The 23,383-nt window shown below is 70.5% G+C and carries 22 protein-coding genes; 13 read left to right on the top strand and 9 right to left on the bottom strand.

Features of this window, described 5'->3' with window-relative positions; genetic code table 11:
• Positions 1–18: 18 nt before the first annotated feature.
• Both LXM64_RS00865 and LXM64_RS00860 read left to right on the top strand, forming a co-directional pair.
• Positions 19–1,095, top strand: a complete 1,077-nt coding sequence (locus LXM64_RS00865; RefSeq protein ID WP_234074228.1) for an XdhC family protein — start codon at positions 19–21, stop codon at positions 1,093–1,095.
• 123 nt (positions 1,096–1,218) lie between these two features.
• Positions 1,219–1,986, top strand: a complete 768-nt coding sequence (locus LXM64_RS00860; RefSeq protein ID WP_137418366.1) for a nucleoside phosphorylase — start codon at positions 1,219–1,221, stop codon at positions 1,984–1,986.
• Between the two features lie 96 nt (positions 1,987–2,082).
• Here the strand turns inward: LXM64_RS00860 and LXM64_RS00855 are convergent, their stop codons facing one another.
• On the bottom strand, positions 2,083–3,060 hold the full coding sequence (locus LXM64_RS00855; protein ID WP_234074227.1) for a zinc-binding dehydrogenase: 978 nt from the start codon (positions 3,058–3,060) through the stop codon (positions 2,083–2,085).
• A 73-nt stretch (positions 3,061–3,133) separates the two neighbouring features.
• Positions 3,134–3,526: a DUF1304 domain-containing protein gene (locus LXM64_RS00850; protein ID WP_234074226.1), complete on the bottom strand. Its 393-nt coding sequence runs from the start codon at positions 3,524–3,526 to the stop codon at positions 3,134–3,136.
• A gap of 74 nt (positions 3,527–3,600) precedes the next feature.
• Here LXM64_RS00850 and LXM64_RS00845 point away from each other — a divergent pair, with 74 nt between their 5' ends.
• The 11 genes from LXM64_RS00845 to LXM64_RS00795 all read left to right on the top strand — a co-directional run bounded on the left by LXM64_RS00845 (position 3,601) and on the right by LXM64_RS00795 (position 16,654).
• Positions 3,601–4,191, top strand: coding sequence for a TetR/AcrR family transcriptional regulator (locus LXM64_RS00845; RefSeq protein ID WP_234074225.1), 591 nt, complete (start codon positions 3,601–3,603; stop codon positions 4,189–4,191).
• Between the two features lie 345 nt (positions 4,192–4,536).
• Complete coding sequence (locus LXM64_RS00840; RefSeq protein ID WP_234074224.1) at positions 4,537–5,373, top strand: FAD binding domain-containing protein; 837 nt, start codon at positions 4,537–4,539, stop codon at positions 5,371–5,373.
• Entirely contained in the window at positions 5,370–8,072 is a 2,703-nt protein-coding gene (locus tag LXM64_RS00835) for a molybdopterin-dependent oxidoreductase (RefSeq protein ID WP_234074223.1), read from the top strand. Before LXM64_RS00840 ends, LXM64_RS00835 begins: the two co-directional genes overlap by 4 nt.
• Positions 8,073–8,201: 129 nt before the next feature.
• A complete protein-coding gene (locus tag LXM64_RS00830; protein ID WP_234074222.1) occupies positions 8,202–8,816 on the top strand; it encodes a helix-turn-helix domain-containing protein in 615 nt (204 codons plus the stop codon).
• A gap of 180 nt (positions 8,817–8,996) precedes the next feature.
• Positions 8,997–10,370: an amidohydrolase family protein gene (locus LXM64_RS00825; protein ID WP_234074221.1), complete on the top strand. Its 1,374-nt coding sequence runs from the start codon at positions 8,997–8,999 to the stop codon at positions 10,368–10,370.
• An 11-nt stretch (positions 10,371–10,381) separates the two neighbouring features.
• Entirely contained in the window at positions 10,382–11,887 is a 1,506-nt protein-coding gene (locus LXM64_RS00820) for an aldehyde dehydrogenase family protein (RefSeq protein WP_234074220.1), read from the top strand.
• Positions 11,884–13,260: an NtaA/DmoA family FMN-dependent monooxygenase gene (locus LXM64_RS00815; protein WP_234074219.1), complete on the top strand. Its 1,377-nt coding sequence runs from the start codon at positions 11,884–11,886 to the stop codon at positions 13,258–13,260. The genes LXM64_RS00820 and LXM64_RS00815 overlap by 4 nt, the downstream gene beginning before the upstream one ends.
• Positions 13,261–13,295: 35 nt before the next feature.
• Entirely contained in the window at positions 13,296–13,796 is a 501-nt protein-coding gene (locus LXM64_RS00810) for a thiamine pyrophosphate-binding protein (RefSeq protein WP_234074218.1), read from the top strand.
• On the top strand, positions 13,793–14,407 hold the full coding sequence (locus LXM64_RS00805; protein WP_234074217.1) for a thiamine pyrophosphate-dependent enzyme: 615 nt from the start codon (positions 13,793–13,795) through the stop codon (positions 14,405–14,407). Before LXM64_RS00810 ends, LXM64_RS00805 begins: the two co-directional genes overlap by 4 nt.
• A 73-nt stretch (positions 14,408–14,480) precedes the next feature.
• Positions 14,481–16,046: a GMC family oxidoreductase gene (locus LXM64_RS00800; RefSeq protein WP_234074216.1), complete on the top strand. Its 1,566-nt coding sequence runs from the start codon at positions 14,481–14,483 to the stop codon at positions 16,044–16,046.
• Positions 16,047–16,237: 191 nt separating this feature from the next.
• A complete protein-coding gene (locus LXM64_RS00795; RefSeq protein WP_234074215.1) occupies positions 16,238–16,654 on the top strand; it encodes a hypothetical protein in 417 nt (138 codons plus the stop codon).
• Positions 16,655–16,750: 96 nt separating this feature from the next.
• On the opposite strand, the gene add (LXM64_RS00790) is transcribed toward LXM64_RS00795, so the two are convergent.
• The 7 genes from add (LXM64_RS00790) to LXM64_RS00760 all read right to left on the bottom strand — a co-directional run bounded on the left by add (LXM64_RS00790) (position 16,751) and on the right by LXM64_RS00760 (position 23,201).
• A complete protein-coding gene (add, locus tag LXM64_RS00790) occupies positions 16,751–17,791 on the bottom strand; it encodes an adenosine deaminase (RefSeq protein ID WP_234074214.1) in 1,041 nt (346 codons plus the stop codon).
• Complete coding sequence (locus tag LXM64_RS00785) at positions 17,788–18,408, bottom strand: helix-turn-helix domain-containing protein (protein ID WP_234074213.1); 621 nt, start codon at positions 18,406–18,408, stop codon at positions 17,788–17,790. Before LXM64_RS00785 ends, add (LXM64_RS00790) begins: the two co-directional genes overlap by 4 nt.
• Before the next feature lie 9 nt (positions 18,409–18,417).
• On the bottom strand, positions 18,418–19,452 hold the full coding sequence (gene add / locus LXM64_RS00780) for an adenosine deaminase (protein ID WP_234074212.1): 1,035 nt from the start codon (positions 19,450–19,452) through the stop codon (positions 18,418–18,420).
• A gap of 49 nt (positions 19,453–19,501) precedes the next feature.
• Positions 19,502–20,383, bottom strand: a complete 882-nt coding sequence (locus tag LXM64_RS00775; RefSeq protein WP_234075506.1) for an ABC transporter permease — start codon at positions 20,381–20,383, stop codon at positions 19,502–19,504.
• Between the two features lie 5 nt (positions 20,384–20,388).
• Positions 20,389–21,222, bottom strand: coding sequence for an ABC transporter permease (locus LXM64_RS00770; RefSeq protein ID WP_234074211.1), 834 nt, complete (start codon positions 21,220–21,222; stop codon positions 20,389–20,391).
• The gene (locus LXM64_RS00765) at positions 21,209–22,036 is read right to left on the bottom strand and encodes an ABC transporter ATP-binding protein (protein ID WP_234074210.1); all 828 of its coding nucleotides are present in this window, start codon (positions 22,034–22,036) and stop codon (positions 21,209–21,211) included. The genes LXM64_RS00770 and LXM64_RS00765 overlap by 14 nt, the downstream gene beginning before the upstream one ends.
• 88 nt (positions 22,037–22,124) lie before the next feature.
• Positions 22,125–23,201: an ABC transporter substrate-binding protein gene (locus tag LXM64_RS00760; RefSeq protein WP_137418383.1), complete on the bottom strand. Its 1,077-nt coding sequence runs from the start codon at positions 23,199–23,201 to the stop codon at positions 22,125–22,127.
• Positions 23,202–23,383 lie beyond the last annotated feature (182 nt).

Here is a 23,383-nt window from a genome sequence, read left to right as displayed (position 1 = left end):
GCTGGTTAGCGTGGGAGGATGCTCGAACTCGCCGCCGACCTGTTGCCGCTGCTGCGTGCGGGGCAGACAGTGGCGACCATCACCGTCGCGGGAGTGGCCCGTTCCGCGCCCCGGGGCGTCGGCTCGGCCATGGCCGTGACGCGCGATGCGCGGGTGATCGGCTCGATCTCGGGCGGATGCGTGGAGGGCGACGCGGTCGCGCTGGCCCTCGCGGCGCTGGGCCGCGGTACCGGCGACGCGGCGCGGTTCGGCTTCACCGACGACCAGGCGTTCGCTGCGGGGCTCGCCTGCGGCGGCACGATCGACGCCGTGATCAGCGTCATCTCCCCCACGGATGCGGTCGCCCGTGACGCGCTCGAGCGGGCGGCAGCGGACCGCCCGGCCGCCATCGGCATCGTCGCCTCGGGACCCGGCGCCGGCACGCTCGCGCCGCACGACCCGGTGCCCGAGAGCGCGCTGCAGGACGACCTGCTCGTCGTGGCGGCCCCGCGCCGTCCGCGCCTCGTGATCCTCGGGGCGGGCGAGCACGCCGCGACCCTCAGCCGGGTGGCCGCCGCATCCGGCTTCGCCGTCTCGGTCTGCGACGTGTGGGACACCCTCGTCACCGAAGAGCGCTTTCCGGAGGCCGACGAGCGGGTGTGCGCGCTCCCGCACGAGTACCTGCGTCAGCTCGACGAGCGGGGCGAGCTCGACGAGCTGACCGCGGTGTGCGTGCTCACCCACGACCTGCGCCTCGACATCCCGGCGCTGCAGACCGCGCTCGCCCTGCCCGTGGGCTTCGTGGGCGCGATGGGCGCGCGGCGCACCGTGGCCCGTCGCGCCCAGCTGCTGCGCGAGTCGGGCGTCGCCGACGCGGACCTCGCACGCCTGCACTCACCCCTCGGACTGGATCTGGCCGGCGTCACCCCCGCGGAGACGGCGATCGCCGTCCTGGCCGAGATCGTCGCCGCGCGCCGGGGCGGCTCGGGTCTGCCGCTGCGCGCCGGCACCGGCGCCCTGCACCCCCGCGCCTCCGCATCCGCTTCCGCCTCCGCCTCGCGAGAGAGCATCCTTTCGGCGAGCGAGCATTCGATCGGGTGCTCACTCGACGAATGAATGCTCGCTCGGCGAGGGGAGCCGGCGGCGCGGTGCTAGCCTGACCGCGCGTCCTAACAACCATGGCGACAGCCAGGGCGGGGACTGCGACGAACCGTTCGTCTCAGCACCCGAGGAGTAGGCATGTCTCAGCCCGTCGACAAGTCCCAGGCCGGTCTCACCGCCCGGCAGTACCACATCGGCATCGCGCCGGGAGAGGTGTCGTCCGTGGCTCTGCTGCCGGGCGACCCGTTCCGGGTACCGCTGGTCGCCGAGTTCCTGACCGACGTGCGCGAGGTCGCGCACAACCGCGAGCACCGCACGATGACCGGCTGGTACAAGGGGCGCCACATCACGGCCACCTCCACCGGGATGGGCTGCCCCTCGACCGCGATCGCCGTGGAGGAGCTCGCCCGCGTCGGCGTGACCTCGTTCATCCGCGTCGGCAGCTCCGCCGGGCTCCAACCGGGCATCGAACCCGGCGACCTGCTCGTGAGCGAAGGCAGTTTCCGCAACGACGGCACGACCGACGCGTACCTTCCCAAGGGCTTCCCGGCCGTGCCGGACCTGTCGCTCACGCTCGCTCTGCAGCGGCACTCCGAGCGGCTGGCCGCCGCATCCGGCACGCGCTCGCACAGCGGGATCAGCGTGAGCGACGACGCGTTCTACGCCGAGACGCCGGAGTGGATCGGCCAGCTCAACCGCATGGGCATCCTCAACGTCGAGATGGAGGCGTCGGCGCTGTACATCGTCGCGCGGATGCGGGGGCTGCGCGCCGGCATGGTCTGCGCCTGCTCGAGCAACCTCGTCGACGGCGCGTCGCTGTACGACGAGAAGAACACCGCGCTCAAGGACGGGTGGATGCGCTCGATCGAGGCAGCTCTCGAGACCGCCGTCGAGCTAGAGCTCTGAACCCACGCAACGCGAACGAGCACCCGTTCACCGAGTGAGCACCCCATCGGATGCTCGCCCGGCGAACGGATGCTCGCTCGGCGGGAGGAGGCGCGGTCAGGGCTTGAGCAGCACCTTGCCGATGCGGCCGGGCTCGAAGTTGGCGCGGGCCGCATCCGAGATCTCGTCGAAGCTGAAGGTGTGCGACGCCGGAAGCGTGAGAACACCCTCGCCGATCCGGGTCACGAGCTCGCGCAGCAGCTCGCCGCGGCGCGCGGGCGCCATCGACGAGCTGACCTTGCTGCCCCAGAAGCCCTTGACCGTGGCCTGCTTGAAGATCACGTCGCCCGAGGCGATCTCCATGATCGGCGAGGCCATCGCGCCGAAGGCGACCAGCGTGCCGTTCTCGGCGAGCAGCGAGAGCACCTCGCCGGATGCGGCACCGCCGACCGAGTCCACACCGGCGACGATCGGGGCGCCGCCGGTGATCTCGGCGACACGCTCGCGCCAGTTCTCACTCTCGGTCGAGACGACGTTGCCGATCCCGAGGCCCTCGAGCTCCGCCACGCCCGCGTCGCGGCGCACGAGTCCGAGCACGTTCAGGCCGCGGGCCACCGCGAGCTGCGCGACGAGGCGACCGACGGCACCGTTCGCCGCGTTCTGCACGAGCCAGTCGCCGCGCTCGAGCTCGAGGAATTCGATGAGACTCAGGGCGCTGAAGGGCATGGAGACCAGCTGGGAGGCGGTGACGTCGTCCATCGCGTCGGGCACCGGGATCATCGAGGCCGCGTGGCCGATGAAGTACTCGGCCCACACGCCGAAGGTGCCGCCGGTGGCGACGCGCTGACCGACGCTCAGGTTCTCGACGCCCTCACCGACCGCATCCACGACGCCGACGGCCTCGGTGCCGGCGCGCGCCGGAAGCTCCGGCTTGAAGCCGTACGTGCCGCGCACGGTCCACAGATCGTGGTTGTGGATGGGCGAGAGCAGCGTCCGCACGCGGACCTGCCCCGCGCCGGGCTCCGGGAGCGGAGCATCCTCGACGTGAAGGACCTCGGCGGGATCGCCGAAGGCGGAGTGCACGATGGCGCGCATGTTGTTCCTCTTTCTCGTGGGGTGAGGGAAGGCGGGGGCGTCGGATGGACGCTCCCGAGGATCGGGGCGGGTCCTACTGCAGCAGCAGGCCGATCGTCGTCGCGATGACGGCGAGCAGCGGCAGGGTGCCCTGCGTGATCGCGGCGCGGGCCTTGGTGCGATCCGAGAGCAGCAGCACCAGGGCCGCCGCCAGCATCGAGCCGGTTCCGGTCAGCACGAGGGCCGCTCCGACCGCGACCGCTCCCGCGGCGACGCCGACGATGCCGACGAAGGCCGTGATCGCGAGGAACAGGTTGTAGAAGCCCTGGTTGTACGCCATCGGCTTCGTCATCTGCACCTGCTCGTCACTGCCCAGCCCGAAGGTCTGGCGGGTGCGGGGACGATCCCATGCGAACGATTCCATCCAGAAGATGTAGACGTGCAGCACGGCCGCGAGGCCCGCGAACACGAGTCCGACGATGAGCATGGAATCCTCCTGTTATTGCAACGGTCGTTTCAATATATACTGCAATGGACGTTCTAGTAAAGGCGGTGGTCGGGATGGGTCGCACTCGGACCTTCGACGAGGATGCGGTCGTGCGCGCCGCGCGCGACGTGTTCTGGCAGCACGGGTACGCCGAGGCATCCGTTCCGGACCTCGAGGCGGCCACCGGGCTCGGCCGTTCGAGCCTGTACCACTCGTTCGGCAGCAAGCGCGAGCTGTTCGACGCGGCGATCGAGAGCTACCTCGACGAGGTGATCCGGCCACGACTCGCCCCTCTCCTGGGAGCCCCCGTGAGCGCCGATGCGCTCGAGACCTACCTCACCGGTCTTGCCGCCGCCCTGCAAGCCCCCCGCACACATCTCGCCGAGCACGGCTGCCTCCTGATGAACACCGTGCGCGGCACCCTGGCCGACGACGAGCACGTCAAGCGCGCGGTCGGCCAGTACCGCGCCGAGCTGACGACGGCCTTCGCCGCCGGCGTCGCCGCCCGACGCCCCGATCTGGACGCGGAAGGCCGCGCAGTGCTCACCCGCTCCTGCACCGCGCACGTGCTCTCGGCCATGGCGATCGTGCGCGCACAACCCGCCGCGGCGGCGGACCTCGTCGAGAATGCCCGCATCCTGGTCACCGGGTGGGCTCCGCGCTGACCCGCCGCCCCGCGTGCACAGGGAGTGTTCGAACTCCTGCAGAACCCGCCGATTGAGGCCAGTGTCCGCCCGACGCCAGGGTTCTGCAGGAGTTGCGTCGCCGCGGGCGCTCGGATGCGGACCGCAGTCGAACGCGGCTTCGCTCGCACCGGGATGTCCGAACTCCTGCAGAACCGGCGGTGAGCGGCGCGGCAGAGTACGGCACGGCGGATCTGCAGGAGTTGGGCACCCGCCGGGGCGTAGCCTGCTCGCCGAGGGACCGCGGGCTCACGCCCGCGAAACACCCACGAAACGCCGCCCTGGTTCACTGAGGGCTGTTCATGTGACCAACATCCCGAGGCAGCCGTGGACATCACGACCATCACGAGTTTCCGCCCGGCGCGAAGCCGGTCCGACCTGCGCCTGAACGAGGGCGAGGTCTTCATCGCGGGCGGCACCTGGCTCATGAGCGAGCCCCTGCCGGGCACGACCGGCTTCGTCGATCTCACGACCCTCGACTGGCCCGAGATCGAGCTCACCGACGACGGCCTGCGGGTCGGGGCGACCTGCACGATCGCCCGTTTCCTCGCCTGGTCCGAGGGGCGCGCAGCAGACCTGCCGCCGGTGCCCGCCGAGTGGGCCGCCGCACACCTCGTCGCGGATGCGGCGCACGCCCTCCTCGCCTCGTTCAAGATCTGGAACACCGCCACCGTCGGCGGCAACGTGTGCCGCTCGTTCGCCGCGGGCGCCATGATCTCGCTCGCCGCAGCGCTCGACGCCACGGCCGTCATCTGGACGCCGGACGGCGGCGAGCGCCGCATGCCCGTGGCCGAGGTGCCCACCGGCAACGGCACCAACGTGCTGGCCCCCGGCGAGGTCCTGCGCGCGCTCGAGTTCCCCGCATCCGCCCTGCGCTCCACCGTGCGCCTGCGCAAGATCGCCCTCGCCGAGTTGGGCCGCTCCGGGGCGGTCGTCACGGGCCGCGTCGACGAGGACGGCGCGAGCGTGTTCACCCTCACCGCCGCCACCGCTGCCCCCACCGTGCTGCGCTTCGCCGGGCTTCCGGATGCGGCGACGCTGGCCGCATCCGTCGGTTCCGTGTCCGGCTACTACACCGATCCCCTCGGGTCGGCGGACTGGCGGCGCGGGGTGAGCATCGAGTTCGCGGAACGGATCCGGGCCGAGCTGGAGGAGGCCGTATGAGGTTCGAGGTCAACGGCGAGCCCGTGGATGCGGAGCCCGCCGCCGGTCAGTGCCTGCGCACGCTCCTGCGCGAGCACGGACACACCGAGGTGAAGAAGGGGTGCGACGCCGGCGACTGCGGCGCATGCTCGGTGCTCCTGGACGGCGAGCCCGTGCACTCCTGCATCATCCCGGCCGTGCGGATGGAGGGCCGTTCGGTCACGACCGCCGCGGGCCTCGCCCCGCCCGGCGAGCTGCACCCCGTGCAGGAGGCGATCGCCGAGAACTTCGGGTTCCAGTGCGGATTCTGCACGCCCGGAATGAGCGTGACCGCATCCACCGTCTGCGAGCACGATCTCGACGACCTCGACCGCAAGATGAAGGGCAACCTGTGCCGCTGCACCGGGTACCGCCCCATCCGCGAGGCCATCCGCTCGTCGGTGCTGGGCCCCGTGCGCGAGACCGGCCCCGCGCCCACCGGCGCCGTCGGGACCTCGCTCGTCCCGCCCGCCGCGCGCCGCATCGTGCAGGGACTCGAGCCCTACACCTTCGACGAGCCCGTCGTCGGAGCCCTCGTGCTGCGCGTGCTGTCCTCGCCGCACGCGCACGCCCGCATCCGCTCGATCGACACGACCGCCGCGCGCGCGATCCCGGGTGTCGTGGCGGTCTATACGCATGAGGACGTCCCCGACGTCCGGTACTCGACCGGCCGCCACGAGCACCGCACGGACGACCCCGACGACACCCGCATGCTCGACTCGGTGGTGCGCCACGTGGGGCAGCGGGTCGCCGCCGTCGTCGCCGAGACCGCGGCGGCGGCGGATGCGGCCTGCCGCGCCATCCGGGTGGACTACGAGGTGCTGCCCGCCGTCTTCGACCCGGAGGCCGCCCGCACCCCGGGCGCGCCGCTGCTGCACCCGGACCGCACGCCGCAGGACCGCGTCGACCACGCCGATCGCAACACGGTCCTGTCCCTGCAGGAGAACCACGGCGGTGACGTCGAGGAGGCGCTGGCGGCGAGCGAGGTCACCGTCACGGGAACCTGGCAGACCGGTCGTGTCACGCACGCACAGCTCGAGACGCACGGCTCGATCGGGTGGATCGACGACGACGGGCGGCTCGTCATCCGCTCCAGCACCCAGGTGCCGTTCCTGGTGCGCGATGAGATCGCACGGATCTTCGGCCGTGATCCCGCCGAGGTGCGAGTGTACGCTGCCCGCGTCGGCGGGGGCTTCGGCGGCAAGCAGGAGATCTTCACGGAGGACCTCGTGGCCCTCGCCGTGCTCGACACCGGTCGTCCGGTCTCGTACGAGTTCTCCCGCACCGACGAGTTCCAGCGCGCCGCACTGCGTCATCCGATGCGTGTCGCGGTGACGCTCGGCGCGACGCGCGACGGCGTGCTGACCGCGATGAAGCTCGATCTGCTGAGCGACACCGGCGCCTACGGCAACCACTCGCGGGGCGTGCTGTTCCACGCGTGCGCCGACGCGATGACGGTGTACCGCTCGCCCGTGCGCGGCATCCACGCGGAGGTCGTCTACACGAACAACGTGCCCTCCGGCGCCTTCCGCGGCTACGGGCTCGGGCAGGTGATCCTCGGTGTCGAGTCGGCGATGGACGAGCTGGCCCTCGCGCTCGGCATGGACCCGTTCGAGCTCCGGAGACGCAACGTCATCCGGCCGGGCGACGACCTGCACGAGCCCGACCTCCGCTGGGGCTCGTACGGCCTGGACCAGTGCCTGGATCTGGCCGAGACCGCGTTGCGGCGCGGCAACGGGGTGACCGCCCCCGAGGGCTGGGCGGTCGGCGAGGGCATGGCGGTCGCGATGATCGCCACGATGGCACCGTTCGGGCACATCTCCCACACCACCGCCACCCTGCGCCCCGACGGCACCTACGCGCTGCGCGCCGGTACGAGCGAGTTCGGCAACGGCACCACGGTCGTGCTGCGCCAGATCGCCGCATCCGTCTTCGGTGTCGACATCGAGCGGCTCGACCTGCGCACCGCCGACACCGACCTGGTCAGCCACGACACGGGCGCCTTCGCCTCGGCCGGTGTGACGGTGGCAGGCAAGGCGCTCTACGCCGCCTGCCTCGCCCTCGAGCAGCGGATGCTGCACATCGCCCGCGAGCTCGTCCCGGATGCGGAACCGGAACTCACCCCCGACGGCGTGCGCGCCGGCGACCGGCTCATCTCCTTCGCGGAGATCGTGGCGGCCGCATCCGACGCGACGCCGGACGGGTTGACGGCGACGGGCGCGGAGCTCGGCGAGGTACGCTCGCTGGCGTTCAACGTGCACGCCGTGCGGGTGGCCGTCGATCCCTCGACCGGCACCGTGCGCATCCTCCAGTCCATCCAGTCGGCGGATGCGGGCACGGTCCTCAACCCCGCACAGTGCCGGGGCCAGGTCGAGGGCGGCGCGGCCCAGGGCATCGGCAGCGCGCTCTACGAAGAGGTGCTGATCGACGAGGACGGCCGGGTGGAGAACCCCGTATTCCGCACGTACCGCGTGCCGCAGTTCGCCGACATCGTCGACACCGAGGTGTACTTCGCCGAAACCCGTGACGACCTCGGTCCGTTCGGCGCGAAGTCGATGAGCGAGTCGCCCTACAACCCGGTGGCCCCGGCGATCGGCAACGCGATCGCCCGTGCACTGGGCGTGCGCCCGTACCAGCAGCCGTTCACCCGCGCGCGCGTCTGGCGGCTCGCGCAGCGCTGAGCAGCATCCCCGGCTCGAGGGACCCGGGACGCGGCCCCGCGGCCCGAGACACGACGCGCCGGGCCCCTCGAGCATCGTTCGGATGCCGGTTGGTTTGTGGCTCGGCGGGGCCGGTGCGATCCTGGGTCCGTGACGACCGACGCCCTGACCGAGCCGGATGCGGCCGGCCCCGCCGACGCGGAGGCGTACATCGGCGTCTCGCTGGGACGTCGCATCCGTGCCGCCCGCACGGCCAAGAAGCTGTCGATGCGCGCGCTGGCGGGCGCGGCGGAGATCAGTCAGCCGTTCCTGAGCCAGATCGAGGGCGGCCGGACGATGCCGTCGATCCTCACGCTCTTCAAGCTCGCCAAGGTGCTCGACATCTCGCCGTCGGAGCTGCTGCCGGCCGAGGAGGAGCCGGAGCCGATCCACATCGTCCGTCGCGGGGAGGGCGAGCTCGTTCCCGTCTCGGAGAGCGACGACGGCGCCGTCAGCCGGATCATCTCCTCCGCCGCCACCCGGGGCGCGACCGTGCAGGAGTACCGCATCGCCCGCGCGCCGTACGTGGGCGAGTGGTTCGAATCCGACGGCGAGAACACGATCTACCTCGTCTCCGGCTCCCTGACGGTCGAGCTGGAGGACCGCGGCTCGTGGACGCTCGGCGCGGGCGACGCCCTCTCGCACCCCGGAGCACTGCGCAACCGCTGGCGCATCGAGGGTGCCGAGCCGGCCGTGCTCCTGCTCGTGCACGTCGCCGAGCGCTGAACCCGCGCCTCGCCGCCCGCCCCTCACATTCCCTGCTCGCCTGTCACAGATCGACGCGGTCGCGTCGATCTGTGACAGGCGAGCAGTCCGCGCGCTCCGGCGCCCGGCTCGGCGGAGAGGTAACGCGCGCGAAACGTGATTGGTATGTGTAATCAACGATAGGTATCTACGATCGGAAGCGTGCCTCCCACCGCGCGCCTCTTCCTGCCCGATCTCGTCGTCACGATGGACGACGAGCGCCGCGTCCTCACGGATGCGGGCGTCCTCGTCACCGGCGACACGATCACCGACGTCGCCCCCCGCGCGGAGCTGATCGCGGCGCACCCCGATGCCGAGCGCATCGAGCTGCCCGACCGCCTGCTCATGCCGGGCCTGATCAACGCCCACCACCACTCCGGCATGCTGCGCGGCACCGCCGAGCACCTGCCGGTGTGGGAGTGGCTGCGGCTGCACATCGACCCGATGCACCGGGTGCTCCGCTCCGACGAGGCCGAGGCCGCCGCGTGGCTCTGCTACGCCGAGGGGCTCCTGGCGGGCACCACGACCGTGGTGGACATGTGGCGGTACATGGACGGCGCGGCGCGGGCCGCATCCGTCCTCGGCAACCGCGTCGTGACGGTCAACTACGTCGGCGAGCACCCCGACTTCGACTACTTCGACACCCTCGACGACAACGAGCGGATGCTGGCGGAGTGGACGGGAGCGGCGAACGGCCGCATCATGCCGTGGGTCGGACTCGAGCACCCGTTCTACGCGGATGCGGCGGGCCAGCGCCGCGCGATCGCGCTGGCGAACGCCTACGGCACCGGCCTCTACACGCACTGCAGCGAGTCGGAGATCGAGCTCGCCGACTTCGCCGACCGCCACGGCGCGCGCCCCATGTTCGCCCTCGAGGAGCTCGGCTTCTTCGATGTGCCGCGCGCGATGATCGCCCACGCCGTGTGGCTGGATCAGGCCGAGGTCGACCTCATCGCGGCGCGCGGCGTCGGCGTCTCGCACAACCCGGTCTCCAACATGAAACTCGCCAGCGGCATGGCCCCGGTGGCGGAGATGCTCGCCGCGGGTGTCCACGTGGGGCTCGGCACCGACGGCGAGAAGGAGAACAACAACCTCGACATGTTCGAGGAGATGAAGGTCGCCTCCCTCCTCGGCAAGCTCCGCACGATGGATGCGGCCGCGATGGACTCGTGGCAGGTGCTGGGCATGGCGACCCGTGGCGGCGCGGCCGCGATCGGCCGCGGCGACGAGCTCGGCGCGCTGACGCCGGGTCGGAAGGCCGACTTCGTGGCCATGCGCACCGACACCCCCCGCATGACGCCCTTCATGCCCGACGGCGCATATCCCAACATCCACCACAACCTCGTGCACGCGGTGCGCGGCTCCGACGTCGACATGACGGTCGTCGACGGCGAGATCGTCGTGCGGGACGGCCGCCTCGTGAACGCCGACCTGGGCGAGCTCATCGACCGCGTGCGCGCGCTCGTTCCCGACCTCTTCGCCCGCCGCTCCGCCTGGATCTCGGCGCAGGGCGAACTTGACGGACTGTTCCACTGAAAGGCCACGCCATGACCATCGCGCTCGATCACGGGCCGCTCCGCGAGCGGGTCGCCCGCTTCCTCGCCGACGACCCCGGACGCCTTCTCATCGGCGGACGCTGGGTGGCCGCATCCGACACCTTCGCCTCGCTCGACCCGGCGACCGGCGAGACGCTCGCGGAGGTGGCCCGCGCCTCGAGCGCCGACGTCGACGCCGCCGTGCGTGCGGCCGGCGCCGCCCTGGAGAGCCCCGCCTGGGCGAGGATGCGCCCCGCCGACCGCTCGAAGCTGCTGTGGCGCATCGCCGACGTCATGGAGGAGCACCTCGACGACCTCGCCGAGCTCGAGACCCTCGACCAGGGCAAGAGCCTCGGCACGGCCCGCTTCGGCGAGGTCCCCGCGGCCATTTCGCAGTTCCGCTACTACGCGGGCTGGCCCACGAAGATCACGGGCGAGACGATCCCCACCTCGCTCACCCGCACCCCCGAGGGCAAGGACGTCTTCGCCTACACGCGGCGCGAACCGGTGGGCGTGGTCGCGGCGATCGTGCCGTGGAACTCGCCGCTCATCATGACGGCCATGAAGCTCGCCCCCGCGCTGGCGGCCGGCTGCACGATCGTGCTCAAGCCCGCCGAGAACACCTCGCTCAGCGCGCTCTACCTCGGTCGCCTCCTGCAGGAGGCGGGGCTCCCCGACGGCGTGGTCAACATCGTCACCGGCTACGGACACGAGACGGGACAGGCGCTCGTCGAGCACCGCGGCGTCGCGAAGATCGCCTTCACCGGCTCGACCGCGGTCGGCAAGAAGCTGGTGGCGACCGCATCCGATCGCCTCGCCCGTCTCACGCTCGAGCTCGGCGGCAAGTCGCCGTCGATCATCCTGCCGGATGCGGATCTGTCCGCCGCCGTCGCGGGCGTCTCGCGCGGCATCTTCGACAACGGCGGCCAGGTGTGCGTCGCGAGCGCGCGCATCTACGCGCACCGCGACGTGTACGACGAGGTCGTCGCCGGGATGGCGGCCGCGGGCGACGCCCTGCGACTCGGTCATGGTCTCGCGGCCGGGACGGATCTCGGCCCCCTCGTGAGCGAGACGCAGGCGCGCCGCGTCGCCGCCTACGTCGACGAGGGCGCGGCCGACGGTGTCACCGTCGTCACCGGCGGCGAGCGCACCGGAAGCGCCGGGACCTTCTTCACCCCCACGGTGCTGACCGACGTCCCCCCGCACGCCCGCCTCATGCGCGAGGAGATCTTCGGCCCCGTCGCCGTCGTGACCCCGTTCGACGATCTCGACGAGGTCGTCGGATGGGCCAACGACAGTGACTACGGGCTCGCCGCGAGCATCTGGACCGAGGGCCTCAGCAACGCCCACCGCGTCGCCGCGCGCCTTGCGGCGGGAACCGTCTGGGTCAACTGCCACTCCTTCCTGGGACCGGAACTGCCCAAGGGCGGGCACAAGGAGTCCGGATGGGGCTATGAGAACGGAGCGCAGGGGTTGGAGAACTACCTCGAGACGAAGTCGGTGGTGATGGTCGTATGAACAGGATCGTGCTCGGGGTCTTCGAGATGATGAACCCTTCCAACGGGATGCCGACGTGGACGCATCCGGGCGGCCGCGGCGACGACTGGGACCGCCTCGACTACTGGGTCGATCTGGCGCGCGAACTGGATGCGGCCGGCTTCGACTTCCTGTTCTTCGCCGACACCTACGGCTACGCGACGCTCGAGGGTCGGATGCCCGACGAGGTGGCGGCGCACGGCATCCAGTTCCCCGCGCTGGATCCGATGCTGGCCATCGCGACGCTGGCGCGGGCGACGGAGCGCCTGGGGTTCGTCGTCACCTCGCCCACGACCGTGGAGAAGCCCTATGGGACCGCCCGTCGCTTCGCGACGCTCGACCGTTTCACCGACGGCCGCATCGGCTGGAACGTCGTGACCGGCAGCTCGCAGGCCACCACGGACCAGCTCTTCGGCGTGACAGAGACGCTCGACCACGACCAGCGCTACGACGCCGCCGACGAGTTCCTCGACACCTGCCTGCGCCTGTGGGAGCACAGCTGGGACGACGACGCCGAACAGCGCGACCGCACGCGGGGCGTGTACGCCGACCCGGCGAAGCTGCACCGCGTGGAGGTCGCGGGCACGTACCAGCGCGCCGCCGGGATCTTCGCGGTGCCGCCCACCCCGCAGCGCACACCGGTGCTCTTCCAGGCCGGCACCTCGGATCGCGGCCGCGCCTACGCCGCCCGCAACGCCGAGGCCGTGTTCATCCAGGGCCAGTCGATCGCCGCCGCCAAGGCGCACGTCGACGACATCCGGGCGCAGGCCGTGACGCACGGTCGCGACCCGCACGACATCGCCGTGATCTCGGGCATGACCGTGACGGTGGCGGCGACCGAGGCCGAGGCACGCGCCCTGCGGGACGAGTACGAAGCCGTGCTGCAGCGCTCGGATGCGGCGGTCATGTTCGCCGGGATCACCGGACTCGACCTCACCGGCATCGATCCCGACACCAGGGTCGTCGACCTGCGCACCGACCTCGGCCAGACCCTCATCCAGCGCTACGCGCGCCAGAACGCCGAGATGCGGGTGGGCGAGATCCTCGACCAGTTCCGCACGAAGGCGATCCGGGGGTTCCAGATCACCGGGTCCCCCGAACAGGTCGCCGACGAGATCGAGGCGATCGTCGACGGCTCCGGACTCGACGGCCTCATGCTGGAGCCGACGTTCGGCGGCCCCGGCGCCTACCGTGCGTTCATCGACCTCGTGGTGCCCGTGCTGGCCGAGCGGGGCAGGGTCAGCCCGCCCTCCGGCGCCACGTTGCGCGAGCACTTCGGCGGCGGCCCCCGCCTCGCCGCCACGCACCGCGCGCATCGGCTCGCGGCGCGCGAGACCGCATCCCTTCCGTCCTGATCCGACGCCGCCATCCCGTAAGAAAGAGAGAGCACATGAGAGCCGACGCCGTCGAGGCGGTGATCCGCGGGCTCAAGCGAGCCGGCGTCTCCGTCGCCACGTACCTGCCCGACTCGCTGCTGAAGGAGCTGTACCCGGCTCTGGACGCGGACCCCGACATCCGCACCATCCCGGTCACCAATGAGGGCGAGGGCGCCGCGATCGCCGGCGGCGTGTTCCTCTCCGGCAAGCGCGCCGTGCTGGTCATGGAGAACTCGGGGCTGCGCGCCGGGACCGAGCACCTCGCGCGCATGGGACTCGGCGCGGGCATCCCCGTCGTCATGATCATGAGTTACCGGGGAGAGATGGGCGAGAACAACTGGTGGGCCATCCCGCACGGCATCACGATGGAGCCGCTGCTCAAGGCGCTGCGCACGCCGTACACGATCGTCCGCGACGTCGACCAGCTCGAGACGGCGATCGTCCGCGCCTACGACACCGCCTACGCGTCGTACTACCACGCCGCCATCGTCCTCGGAGGGGATCTGGTCCGATGAGCTATTCCCGGTTCGAAGCCATGAAGCTGCTCGCCGCACGTCTTTCGGACGAGCTGGTCATCCTCTCCCTCGGCGGCGCCGTCGACGAGTGGTACAACGCCGCCCCGCACATGCGCGAGGCGAGTCTGTTCCAGCAGCAGCTCGGATGCGTGACGCCGGAGGCGTTCGGCCTCGCCGTCGGCCTCCCCCACCGCCGCATCGTCTCCCTCGACACCGACGGGGGCCTGCTGTTCAACCTCGGGATCCTCGCGACCCTCGGCAACGAGCGCCCGGAGAACCTCTTCATCGTCGTCTGGGACAACGAGCAGTACCAGTCCATCGGAGGACCTGCCACGCACACGGCGAAGGGCCGCGTCGACCTCGCCGCGATCGCCCGCGGCGCCGGTGTCGACAAGGCCTTCACCGCCGAGACGCTCGAAGAGTTCGACGCGCACTGCGCGGCGGGGCTCGCCGCATCCGAGCCGTACATCGTCGTCGCGAAGACCGACGGCGTCCTCGAGCCCGGGATCAAGCGCAAGCACTCCGACGGACGCGAGGACAAGTACATCTTCGTGCGCCACGTCGAGGCCACGGAGGGCATCAGCATCATGGGTCCGAGCGAGCACAACTGATGGTCGCGTCTCGGATCGTGCCGGTCGCTCCACGAGCGTCTCGAGACGACGCCCTCGTGCCCGGGAGCGCGTGATGCCTCTCGTGCGCACCCCCGCCGCCGGCTACGACGAGATCGTGGTCGGCGGCGGGGCGGCCGGATGCGTGCTGGCGGCGCGCCTGTCCGAGGATCCCGCCGTCCGCGTGCTCCTCATCGAAGCGGGCGGCGACCACCGCGGCGTGCGCAAGATCCTCGACGCGGCCCACTGGGACGCCCTCATCGGCGGCGAGTACGACCACGGCTACCGGTCGACGCCCACCCCGCACGTGCTCGGCCGCTCGCTCGCGATGCCGCGCGGCAAGGTGCTCGGCGGATCGTCATCGACGAACGCCATGCTCTGGTACCGCGGCAACCGCGCGGATTACGACGCGTGGGCGGATGCGGGCGCCACCGGCTGGGGCTACGACGATCTGCTGCCGTACTTCCGCCGGTCCGAGGCGCGCGCCGGGGGCGACCCCGTCTACCGGGGCCTCGACGGCCCGATGCGCTTGGCCCCGCTCGCGCACGTGCACCCGATCGCGCACGCGCTGATCGCCGCGTCCGCCGAACGCGGCCTCCCGGTGATCGACGACGCGAATGCGGCGTCCAACGAGGGCGCGACCTACGCGGACTACAACGCGATCCAGGGTGAAGACGGTTCGTTCGAACGCTGGAGCACGGCGCGCGGCTACCTCGAGCCCGCGCTCGGCCGGGCGAATCTCGACGTGCTGGTCGACAGCCGCGTGCACGCGCTCGTGCTGGCCGGAGACCGTGTCACGGGCGTCAGGCACACGGTCGGCGATGTCGCTGTGGAGACCACCGCAGCGCGCATCGTGCTCGCGTCCGGCGCACTCGACACCCCGCGCCTGCTCCAGCTGTCGGGCATCGGCGACGCCGGCCGGCTCGCCGCATCCGGGATCCGCACGACGCACCATCTGCCCGGCGTCGGCGAGAACTTCCAGGATCACCCGCTGATCCTGGGCATGAACTTCCGTGCCCGGCACGACCTCGGTCCGGTGATCGGCAACGGGGGCGGCGCGATGCTCAATTGGCGCAGCTCCCACGCCGAGGCGGGCCCCGACCTCCACACCGTCGTCGCGCACGGCTCTCGAGGCGATGAGGCGCTGCACGCACGCCACGACCTGACCGGAAACCGCGTCTTCGCCCTGGTCCCCGGTCTGTACCGATCGCGCAGCGTGGGCTGGGTGCGGGTGCGCTCGGCGGATCCGGATGCGGCCGCCGACATCCACCCGAACTACCTCGCCGATCCGACCGACCTCGCCGCGATGGTCGAGGCGGTCGACGCCGTGCAGGACCTCGTGGCGGCATCCGCCTACGCCGACCTCGCGGAGGGGCCGATCACGCCGGCGGCAGGGCTCGCGCACGCGGACAAGGTGCGATTCGTACGCGAGAACATCGGCACGTTCTTCCACTGCTCGGGCACCGCGCGCATCGGCACGGACGAGCTCGCGGTCGTCGATCCGACGCTGCGCGTGAGGGGGCTCGAGGGGCTCTGGGTGGCGGATGCGTCGGTCATGCCGTCGATCCCCACGTGCAACACGCAGGCCCCGACGGTCGCGATCGCCGAGCGGGGCGCCGAGCTCGTCGCCGCCGCCCGCTGACCTCGCACCACTCCGCTCCCGCGGCCTCTCCCCTCTCCTCTCTTCCCCTCCCCCATTCGCCTGTCACAGATCGACGCCTTCGGCGCGATCTGTGACAGGCGAGCCCGGTTCGTGGGGCCCGAGACGCGCTGTGCGTGCCCTATGGTCTGAGCCAGAGCACCCACCGTGGGCGACTCGAAGGGGGAACGATCATGGACAACACCGCCCGCCCGGCGACAGTCACCGCATCCTTCTGGCTCTGGATCGCGAGCGTCGTGCTGTCGGCGATCTCGATCCTCACGTCGCTGGCAAACGGGACCTATGCCTTCATCGATATCGGCGGCAACCAACAGGTCGCCGCCGCGGTGGGCCCTGCCGCCGCGATCATCGGCCTCGCCGTCGGGGCAACGCTGCGCATCCTGTTCGCGGTGTACATGCTGCGCGGACGCAACTGGGCGCGCATCGTGCTGCTCATCCTGGCCATCATCGCGGTGCTGGCGGGACTCCCCGCCTTCGCCACGGGCAACATCGTGGACATCCTCATCGTGGTGGTCGCGATCGGGGCAGCCGTGCTGATGTACCTGCCGGCATCGAACCCGTACTTCCGTCGCCGTCCAGCGGCCGCCTGACCGCGTCCAGGCCCGTTCGCCTGTCACAGATCGACGGGCTTCCGTCGATCTGTGACAGGCGAACAGCGAGGATCAGCCGGTGCCCGACGGCGCGGGTCAGAGCTCCAGGAGGGCGTCGAGGGCGATGAACGCGCCCTCGAACTCGCCGCGCAGGCGCGCCTTCGTGGCCGCATCCGCGAAGGAGATGTCGATGCCCGCGAGGGCGATCCGCTTCGCCGTGGCGGCGTCGACGCCCAGCGCCATGAGCCCCTCGCGGTACTCCTTGCCGATGTCGGTGCGGAAGAACATCGCATCGTCGGTCGACACGCTGATCGTGAGACCCGCGTCGATCATGGCGCGGAGGCGGTGGCCCTCGTCCAGCGTCCACCCCGAGCAGATGGTCGTCGACACGGGGGTCGTCGCGAAGCCGATGCCGCGCTCGAGCGCGAGCGCCACCACCGCCGGATCGTCGACGATGCGGTAGCCGTGGTCGAGGCGGTCGCAGCCCAGCACCTCGATCGCCTCGCGCACCGCATCCGGTGTCGCCGTCGGCGTCTCCCCGACGTGCGCCGTCAGCTTCAGACCCGCGGATGCGGCCAGTCGGTACGCGGCCGCGAACCGGGTGGGGTCCTCGGTGTTCTCCGGGGTCAGGTCGTCCTGGCCGATGCCCACGACCTCGGGGATGCCGTGCTCGATCACCTCGCGCACCATCGCGACCGCGGACTCGGGGCTGTCGCGCCGGTTGATCGCGGCCACGATGCGGAACCCGACACCGAAGTCGGCCTCGGCGCGGCGCAGGCCCGCGATGATCGGGTCCATCACGTCCCGGTAGCCGATCCCGCGAGCGGCGAAGTACTGCGGGTTCACGTAGTACTCGCGGTAGCGCAGGTTGCCCTCGGCGACAGCCGCCCGCACGCCCTCCCAGGCGACCCGCTCGAAGTCCGCCGGCTCGCGCAGCACGTCGTGCGCGGCGCGGAAGGCGACGAGGAACTCGGGCAGGTCGGCGAAGTCGAAGAGCGTCTCGGGGTCGTCGCCCCACAGCTCCACGCCGTAGCGCGCGGCCAGCTCGATGAACGTGGTCGCCGTCATGGTCGAGGCGAAGTGGCAGTGCAGTTCTGTCTTGGGCAGCAGCTGCAGATAGTCGGCGTACGAGATCACGGCGTTCCTCCGGGTGTGCGGGGCCTGAGAACGCCCGCGCTCTTGACGACGAGAAGCCGGTACGGCTCCCCGTCCAGCGACCACCAGCGGTGCACGACGCCTCCGGGGAAGTGCACCGAGTCGCCGGCGATCAGATCGTGCGCCTCGCCGTCGAGTTCGATCCGGATGCCGCCGGCCACCACGTAGAGGAACTCCTCCTCCTCGTGGGTGAAGCTCTCGCCGGGCACGAGGGCGTCGGCGACGACCTCGACCGGGTGGAAGGCGCGGGCGTCGTGCGCCAGCATCCGCGCGGTGCCGGATGCGAAGCCCTCCGGCACCGCGCCGGATCCGGCACGCTGGATCTCGATCGCGGATGCGGCCTCGCGCGGCTCGTCGGAGGCGGCGATGAGCTCGATAGGACTCGTCTCCAGTGCCACCGCGATGCGCCGCAGCGATGCCAGGCTCGGCTGGGCGAGCCCGCGCTCCAGCTGGCTCAGGAACGGATGCGACAGCTCGGTGGCCGCGGCCAGACGCACGAGGGTCAGTCCGCGGGCCTGCCGCAGCTCGCGGATGCGGGCGCCCAGGCGCTGGCCGGCCGCATCCTCGTCCGCGGCGATCGTGGCGACAGGGTCGGTCATGGTCCGAGGTTATGCCGCCGGCATCGCGACGCCGTGGCGCGCCGCGTAGTCGGCGACGGCCGCGAGGTAGCCGGCGCGGCGGGCCGGCGTCAGCCAGGAGGCCTCGAACGAGTTGATCGCGAACTGCACCAGATCGGTCTCGGTCAGCCCCGCGTGCTCAGCGAGCGCGACGTAGGTGTCGCCGACGTACGCGCCGAAGTAGGCCGGGTCGTCGGAGTTCAACGTGACCTTGGCGCCCTGCCGGAGCAGCCCCACGATCTCGTCCGCCTTCATCTGCTCGGTCACGAACGAGTTCGACACCGGGCACGTCGTGAAGCCGAGCCCGCGCTCGATGGCGAGGGCGACGAGCGCCGGATCCTCGACGATGTTGGTGCCGTGGTCGATCCGGTCGACCTGGATCTCATCGAGCACGGTGCGGATGTTGTCGATGGAGCCGGGCTGGTCGATGTCGCAGTGCATCGTCAGCAGGAAGCCCTCGGCGCGCGCCCGGGCGAAGACCTCGGCGAACTTCTCCGGCGGGTTGCCGCGTTCGTCCGAATCCAGGCCGATCCCGAGGATCCACTGCTTGTACGGCAGCGCCTCCATGAGCGTCGCGAAGGCAAACTCGGCGGAGTAGTCGCGCAGGAAGCACATGATGAGCTCGGCCGAGATGCCGAGCTCGCGCTCCGCGCGCACCACGGCACGGCGATAGCCGCCGATCACGTCGGCGAACGGCACTCCGCGACCGGTGTGCGCCTGCGGGTCGAAGAACATCTCGACGTGCACGACGCCCTGCGCCGCGGCCCGCTGGAGGTAGGCCCAGGCGAGGTCGTGGAAATCGTCGGCCGTGACCAGCACCCGCATCGCCGGGTAGTACACCGCGAGGAAGCTCGTGAGGTCGGTGAAGTCATAGGTGGCCTTCACCTCGTCGACGGTCTTCTCGGCGAGCTCGATGCCGTTGCGCTCGGCGAGCGCGAACTTGAGATCGGGCTCGAGGGTGCCCTCGAGGTGCAGGTGGAGCTCTGCCTTGGGCAGGCCGTGCGCGAACGCGGTGAGATCGGTCATACCGAAGATCTTCCTGGAATCGGCGGATGCGGCGCGAGTCGCCGCGGGGTCAGATACCGGTCTGGGCGCGCATGCCCATGCGGGCGAGCACCACATTCTCGACGATCTGGATCACGTTGTACAGCACGAGCGAGACGATCGTGACGAGCACCACGGATGTCCAGAGTGCGCTGAACTGTGCCTGCGGGATGTAGCCGGCGATCGAGCCGCCGATCCCGCCGCCGACGGCGAGCCACTCGGCGAGCAGCGCACCGGTGATCGCACCGGGCACCGAGATGCGCACGGCGGCGAAGAACGCCGGGAGCGAGGACGGCATGGCGATCTTGCGCAGCTTGGCCCACGAACCACCGCCGTAGACCTCGACGAGATCGTTCATCTGCGCGGAGGCGGACTTGAGACCGAACGAGATGTTCACCAGGGCGGGGAAGAGCACGACGATCCCGCCGATGACGGCCACGGTCGCGATGTCGCGGCCGAAGATCATGATGATCACCGGCGCCATCGCGATCAGGGGCACCGAGCGCAGGAGCATCGCGACCGGCATGAGCGCGTGCTCGATCCCCTTGCTCAGCTGGAAGATGCTGGCGCCGAGGATCGCGACGACCAGTCCCGACACGAAACCGATGAGCGAGTGCCCCAGCGTGACGGCGAGGTTCCCGAACATCAGTTCACGGTTCGCCTCGGCTGCCGGCAGCGTGAAGAGGTAGTTCCACACGTCGATGGGGCCCTTGGCGATCATGGGCGAGACGTTGAGGATCGCCAGGACACCGACCCAGAGGGCGAGCACGCCCACGAGGGTGCCGACGAAGGTCACCATGCCCCAGCCGAACGCCTTCAGGGCGCCGGACGCCACCTGCTTGCGCACCGTCACCTGGATATCGGGCTTCTGCGCGGAACCCGGGCCCGCGATCGGCGGCTGAGCAGTCATCATGGTGGTCACTTCTGGGCTCCCTTCGACCAGGGCGCGATGAGGCGGGCGACGAGTCCGACGAGGGCGAAGCCCGCGAGCGCCACGGCACCGGAGGCGAGGGCGAGCGCCCAGACGAGCGGCGCGTCGGAGTTCTGCTGCGCGAGGATCATCGCCAGTCCCACCCCGGCCTCGATCTTGCCGAAGAACTCACCGAGCACGGCGCCGAGGAAGGCGGCAGGGACGGCGATCTGCAGCGCATTCAGGATGGCGGGAAGTGCCGCGATGAGCCGCACCTTGCGCAGCTGCGTCAGCTTGCTGCCGCCGTAGACGGTGATGAGATCCAGACTCGACCGGTCCGCCGACTTGAGCCCGAGCAGGGCCCCGACCACGGTCGTGAAGAAGACCGACAGGGCCGCCAGGAAGACCGCCGTACCGCTGGGTTCGCCCGCTTTCGGCACGGGGAACAGCACGACGGCGAGCATGCCGATTGCAACGATCGGCACGCAGTAGGTCAGGATCGCGAACTGCATGGCCACGCCCTCGAACCGCGGGACGAGCAGAACGATGAACGCGAGCGCGAGCGCGAGTCCGTTCCCCCAGAGGTATCCGATACCCGCCTCGACCAGGGTCACCGAGAAGTTGCGGGCGAAGTAGTCCCAGCCGGTCGTGATGTAGGCCCCGATGACGTCGGGCGGGCTCGGGATGATCTGCCGGCCCGAGGGGTTGAGGAAGATCGTCGAGATCAGCCACCAGAAGGCGATGAGGGCGATCCCGCCCATGACTCCGATGACCCACGCGGGGAGGCGGACGTCCTCCCACTGGACCGCTCTGCCCTTGGGCGATGCGTCAGTGGTCGTCATCTGCCGCAGCCCCTCCCGCTCCGAACAGGAGCTCAGAGGCGTGATCGACGTAGGAGTGGAACTCCGGGCTGCGCATCATCTCGGGCATCCGCGGCCGGGGAAGGTCGATGGTCATGACCTCCTTGATGCGACCGGGACGCGGGCTCATCACGGCGACCTGGTCCGAGAGGAAGATGGCCTCGGAGATGCCGTGCGTCACCAGCAGCGTGGTCGCCGGCTTCTCCGTCCAGATCCGCAGCAGCTCGAGGTTGAGCTTCTGGCGGGTCATGTCGTCGAGAGCGCCGAAGGGCTCGTCGAACAGCAGGACCTCGGGGCGCATGATGAGCGAGCGAGCGATCGACACGCGCTGCCGCATCCCGCCCGACAGCTGCGCCGGCTTGGCCTTCTCGAAGCCGCGGAGCCCGACCAGGGCGATCATCTCGTCGATGTACGCCTTGTCGGGGCTCTTGCCCGCGATCTCGAACGGCAGACGGATGTTGGCGTAGACGCTGCGCCACGGAAGCAGCGCCGAGTCCTGGAAGGCGATCCCGAGCTTGTTCTCGCGACGCATCTCCTTGGGGCTCTTGCCGTCGACGCGGGTCGTGCCGCTCGTGGGCTGCTCGAGGCCCGCGAGGATGCGGAGGATGGTCGACTTCCCGCATCCCGAAGGTCCGAGCAACGACAGGAACGTGCCCTGGTCGGTGTGGAGGTTCGTGTCCTGAAGGGCGACGACCGACTTGCGGCCGGTGGTGAAAACCTTGTTCAGGCCGGTGATCTGGAGGCCGGTGCCGAGCGCGGCATCGGTCGCGCCGGTCTCGACGACAGTCTGGGTCACGTCGATGGCTGCTTTCGCTCGGGGTCGGTGGGTCACCGACGGGGGGAGGGGAGGACGAGGGCGCCCGCGGACGGGCGCCCTCGCGGTGTCAACCTGCGTACTTGACCAGGTCGGGGTTCTCGCTGTAGAGCTCCTCGAGGAGCGAGGTGTCGAACAGCTGGTCGGCGGTCACGTCGATGCCGGCCTCCGAGAGGCTCTTGATCGTGGCGTCCTTGAGGTCGTCGGAGATCGTGAACAGGCCGTTCTCGGAGGTCTCGTCGGAGACGACGAGGTCACTCAGCTGGGCGGCGGCACCGGCCTCGGAGTTCTTCGGGTCGAGGTTGAGGTCCTTGCCGTAGTCCTCGTAGGCGAGACGCGCGCACTCGGCGGGGTCGGCGATCGCGTCGGTCCATCCCTGGATCTCGGCCTTCAGGAACGCCTTGACCTTCTCCGGGTTGTTCTTGATCATGTCGTCGGTCGCGACGAAGGTCTCCGCCGGGAACGCGAGGTTGTTGTCGGCGAAGGGCAGGTTGACCGTCTCGTAGCCCTCGTTCGCGACGATGATCGCCTCGTTGGTCAGGTAGGACACGAAGCCGTCCACCTCGCCGTTCGTGAGGGGCGCCGGGTCGTACTGCACCGGGACGACCGTGACGTCGGACGTGGTCAGCCCGTTGGCGGCGAGGAACGCGTTGAACAGCGACGTGTTCGGGTCCTGCACACCGATCTTCTTGCCCTTGAGGTCGGCGACCGTGGCGATGTTGCCGCCGTCCTTCAGCGAGAGGATCGTGAACGGGTTCTTCTGGTAGGTGGTGCCGATGATCTTCAGCGGCGCGCCCTCGCTCGCGACGACGGAGCCGATCGCGACGGCGTCGCTGAGACCGAAGTCGGCGGATCCGGCGATCAGCTCGGTGGCGCTCGTGGAGGGGCCGGGCACGAGCGTGGCGCTGCTGAAGCCCGCGTCCGTGTAGTAGCCCTTGGAGTCGGCGAAGAACTCGCCGCAGAACTCCTCGTTCTTGATCCAGCTGAGCTGGATCGTGGTGTCGCCCAGGCCCGCGGCGTCGCCGCCGGAGGACGACGAGGATGCGGGGTCGCTGGATCCGGCACACGCGCTGAGCGCGAGGGCCGAGAGAGCGACGGCGGCGATGGACACGGCGACGCGCGTGCGGCGTGCGGTGAAGCGGGACATAAGCTGTCTCCCGGTTTGTCGGGTGGTGCACTTCGGGTGGTTGGGATGCCGGCGCCTCCCGTGCTCGGGTTCATCCCGGCGGCAGCGGTCTGCGTGACGAGTCCGACGCTAAGCGATGTAGATTTCACGAACACTGGCGGTCGTGTTTCCGCACCGTTACACCTGACCTATCCACAGGTCGG

Source organism: Microbacterium binotii, assembly GCF_021398715.1.
Lineage (GTDB): Bacteria > Actinomycetota > Actinomycetes > Actinomycetales > Microbacteriaceae > Microbacterium > Microbacterium binotii_A.
The sequence above is the reverse complement of the archived record's forward strand: the minus strand, read 5'-3'. Positions and strand labels throughout refer to the sequence as shown.